The organism is Rahnella perminowiae, assembly GCF_019049755.1.
GTDB lineage: Bacteria > Pseudomonadota > Gammaproteobacteria > Enterobacterales > Enterobacteriaceae > Rahnella > Rahnella perminowiae.
On the sequence record NZ_JAFMOS010000294.1, the window covers coordinates 1 to 3,738 of the forward strand.

Annotated in this window: 3 protein-coding genes and 2 pseudogenes; 3 read left to right on the forward strand and 2 right to left on the reverse strand. The window is 51.0% G+C overall.

The window, feature by feature from the left end:
* Positions 1-17: 17 nt before the first annotated feature.
* The 3 genes and pseudogenes from J1785_RS26635 to J1785_RS26640 all read left to right on the forward strand — a co-directional run.
* Positions 18-263 (forward strand): annotated as a pseudogene (locus tag J1785_RS26635) (IS110 family transposase); the annotation flags it as partial.
* Positions 238-534: pseudogene (locus J1785_RS26980) on the forward strand (MFS transporter); the annotation flags it as partial. The pseudogenes J1785_RS26635 and J1785_RS26980, both read left to right, overlap by 26 nt.
* 109 nt (positions 535-643) lie before the next feature.
* On the forward strand, positions 644-994 hold the full coding sequence (locus tag J1785_RS26640; protein WP_238483039.1) for an MFS transporter: 351 nt from the start codon (positions 644-646) through the stop codon (positions 992-994).
* Positions 995-1,460: 466 nt separating this feature from the next.
* Here the strand turns inward: J1785_RS26640 and J1785_RS02615 are convergent, their stop codons facing one another.
* Entirely contained in the window at positions 1,461-2,411 is a 951-nt protein-coding gene (locus J1785_RS02615; RefSeq protein ID WP_217218746.1) for a 2-hydroxyacid dehydrogenase, read from the reverse strand.
* A gap of 9 nt (positions 2,412-2,420) precedes the next feature.
* Entirely contained in the window at positions 2,421-3,737 is a 1,317-nt protein-coding gene (locus J1785_RS02620; protein ID WP_217137953.1) for an MFS transporter, read from the reverse strand.
* Position 3,738: the final 1 nt, after the last annotated feature.

A 3,738-nucleotide genomic window follows, 5' to 3' on the forward strand; every position in this document is an offset into this window, starting at 1 on the left:
GTGGAATTTTTTTGAATCTGACCTGCCATTTTAATTGCGCGGGAATTGATGTACCTAAAAGCATTCTGGACATTGCGAACAGTCATATTGTCAGTCAGTTAACGGTGTCAAATGATAATGATATTTTTATTATGATAATCAATGCCTTAAATCGAAATGGCATAAAACTAATCCTGATGGAAGCAACAGGAGGTCTGGAATCCGATGCAGCCTGCTATCTTCAGTCTGAAGATTTTGATGTTGTCGTCATTAATCCCCGACAGACATGCACGACAGCAGGCAATCGGCATGTTTGGCGGTCTGGTGTCCGTTGCGGCGGCGGCAGGCCCGGTGCTTGGCGGTGTTCTGGTGGGGGATTTCGGCTGGCGCAGCATCTTTCTCATCAACCTGCCTGTGGGTCTGTACGGCATCTGTTCCGGTTACAGGCTGTTGCCTGCTGCCTTGCCATCCCGTTTACGGGCGCTGGATTTCACCGGCCAGGTTCTGGCGATGGCCACCCTGGGCTGTCTGAGCTGGGTCCTGATACAGCTCCCGGAACAGGAATGGGGCCAGAGTGCGCTACCGTTAATGGCGCTGGCATTTTTTCTCTTCGTAGGCAATCTGTCCGCCGCGGTTAATGCGGCGCTGGGGAATAAAAAAACAAATGGTCACAGGCCTTCTCGCAGGCAGCGCGGGTTATGCAGGAATGATATTGCTAAACGGACAGATAACCCTGTTGGTCTTTATCTCAATGGCCCTGCTCGCAGGTGGCGTGGCGTTTGCCGTACCGCCAATGACCGCACTCGTACTTGCAGGCAGAACGCGGGACACAGCAGGTACCGCCTCAGCCATACATACCACTTTCAGGCAAACAGGTTCCCTGGTGGGCATCGCGCTGGCCGGGCTGATATTCTCATGCACGCAGGCCCCCATAACCGTACTGATGGGTTTATCAGCACTGGTACATCTGTTGCTAGCGCTGATGAATGCGGTGATGCATTCTGACATTCCCTAGTTTATCTGAATGTTCATTCCTGGCTGCTGCTGCGGTAGTCGTTATCCAGTTACGGAAGCGGCGACTTATCTTCTGTAATATGGCGAACTCCTTGTATACAAGGTAATACGCAATCAGTGAACTAATCGGCATTTCCTGCGGGACAATCAGCAAGCCCCTCTCCTGTTCTTCGCGCATAAGAGTAATGGGAACAAGTACGATACCTTTTATCTGGCTGAAAGCTGGCCGTATTGCCCGCAGACAGATGCGCCCTTCAGTGGTCAGTCCCGGACGGCGATGACTGCGAAAGAACAACGTGATTATCCCCCAAACGGGACTTGTGGTGAGTAAGCTGACATGGACCTCCTTCAGGCTAAAGCCTCACAGGGACAATCACCTCCTCCCGGGAGGTGGCTTAACGCTGACAATAAATAAGCGCGACTTAACGCCACGCTTTGATTTAAATGCAGAATACGTTTTCACTCGGTTACTGCGGAATAGGCGTCACCAACGGCTCGCCAGCAAAATAGGCGTTGACATTTTCCAGCACCAGACGCGACATCTCTTTGCGCGTCGCCCAGGTAGCACTGGCCATATGCGGCGTGACCACCACATTTGCCCGGTGTAACAATGCGTGCGGGACGTGCGGTTCGTCGGTGAAAACATCAAGACCGGCTCCCCCGAGTGTCCCCTCTTCGATGGCTTCAATCAGCGCCCGCTCATCGACGACCGATCCACGGGAAATATTGATCAGAATGCCTTCTGCGCCCAGAGCATTCAATACATCGCGATTAACGAGGCCGCGGGTTTCTGCACCACCGTTGGTACAGACCACCAGAAAATCACTCGCCCCGGCCAGCGATAGCAATGTTGCATGGAAGGTGTAATCCATGTCGGCAAGTGCTGCGCGATCCGTATAGGCGATCGACATATTAAATGCAGCCGCGCGTTTGGCGATAGCACGCCCAATACGCCCCATGCCAATAATGCCTAACCGCGCTCCTGAGACTTTACGGGTCCAGGGATAACCGCCCTTCTGCCATGCCCCCTGTTCGATAAAGCGTTGTGCTCCAGGGATCTGGCGTGACGTTGCCAGTATCAACCCCATGGCCAGGTCGGCGACGTCATCCGTCAATACGCCGGGGGTATGGGTCACAGCGATCTCACGTTCTCTTGCTGCGGCAACATCAATACCGTCATAGCCAACACCAAAGTCGCTGATAAGTTCAAGGTTAGGTAGCCGTCCCATAAATTCGCGACTGACCACGGCTTCGCCGTTAGTAAGTACTACACGAAACTCGGCGGCCAGCCGGTCAAACTCCCCGGCGGCCATGTCGTTGTATTCATACACATCGTATAGCGCGTTCAGTTGTGCATTCAACTGATCTGGCAGCGATGCCTGCTTCAATATTTTCTGTTTAACCGCGATATTCTTCATAACAAGACCTTAGTGTTGCGATAATGACGAGGCTGACGATTTTGTCGCTATTACTTTAGCCGGACGGCCAACATAGATACCGACGATGCCGCCGATAACCAGTGCCGTAGCAATGATCAATAAGCCATAATGGAAACTGCCGGTGACATCCTTTATTTTCCCCAGCAATGGCGGCAATCCCAGACCGGCAAAGTTGGCAATGGCATTAATGAAAGCGATAGAAGCCGCCGCAGCAACACCCGCTAATTTTTCGGTCGTTACCGCCCAGAATATCGGGGTCAGCGCGAAGTTAAAGCCGACGGTCAATACCAGCATAATATAGGCAACAAAGAGGTTACTGGTATATATCGAGGCAGCCAGCAGTAAGCCGGAAATAATTAACGGCACCCCCAGATGCAGCGAGCGCTCTTTGGTAAGATCTGAATGGCGTCCATTCACGTACATAAAGATCGCGGCAAAGGCAAAAGGAATGGCCGACAAAACGCTAATAACAAAATTACTCTGTTCTGTAGCCACACTTTTAATAATGAGCGGCAGGAAGAGTGTAATACCAATTGAGCAAAATGCTTGCAGGAACCACACCAGACTCAACATCAATACCACTTTATTCCTGAGCGCACTGGCCCATGAATGATGTTTCCCTACTTCTACGTCACTATTCTCTTGTTGTAACCGGGTGTTCAGCCATTTTTTCTCGTCCGCACTCAACCAGGTGGCATGATTTGGCGTATCCGGCAGACGTAACAGTACCAGACAGCCGAGAATGATGGCCGGGATGCCTTCCATCGCAAACAGCCAGCGCCAGCCAGCGATATCGGCAATGCCGTGCATATTGAGAATACTGCCGGAAATCGGTAATCCAATCACTGACGCCAGCACCGATCCCATATAGAAGAACGACATGGCACGGGCGCGGTTGCTCTTGGGAAACCAGCAGGAGATATAGTAGATAATCCCCGGTGTAAACCCGGCTTCTGCCATACCCAGCAAAAAGCGCATCACATACAATTGTGTCGGCGTATGGACCAGTGACATCCCGGCGCTGACAATCCCCCAGGTAATCATGATGCGCGCAATCCAGATGCGTGCACCAACCCGCGTCATAATGACGTTACTGGGTATTTCAAAAATAATGTAGGAGATATAGAACATACCGACACCCAGGCCATACATACTGGCAGACAAGCCTAAATCGGCATTCATTTGCAGTGCCGCAACGGATATATTGGTTTTATCCAGATTGGCAACAAAGTAGCAAATAATAATAAAAGGTATTATTTTTGCGTTTAATTTTTTTAGTGTTGTAGAGCACAGATCGATGTTCATT

Excerpts from the sequence above, each read along its gene's own strand:
- J1785_RS26640 (WP_238483039.1), top strand. The coding sequence starts at position 644 with ATGGTCACAGGCCTTCTCGCAGGCAGCGCGGGTTATGCAGGAATGATA.
- J1785_RS02615 (WP_217218746.1), bottom strand. The coding sequence starts at position 2,411 with ATGAAGAATATCGCGGTTAAACAGAAAATATTGAAGCAGGCATCGCTG.
- J1785_RS02620 (WP_217137953.1), bottom strand. The coding sequence starts at position 3,737 with ATGAACATCGATCTGTGCTCTACAACACTAAAAAAATTAAACGCAAAA.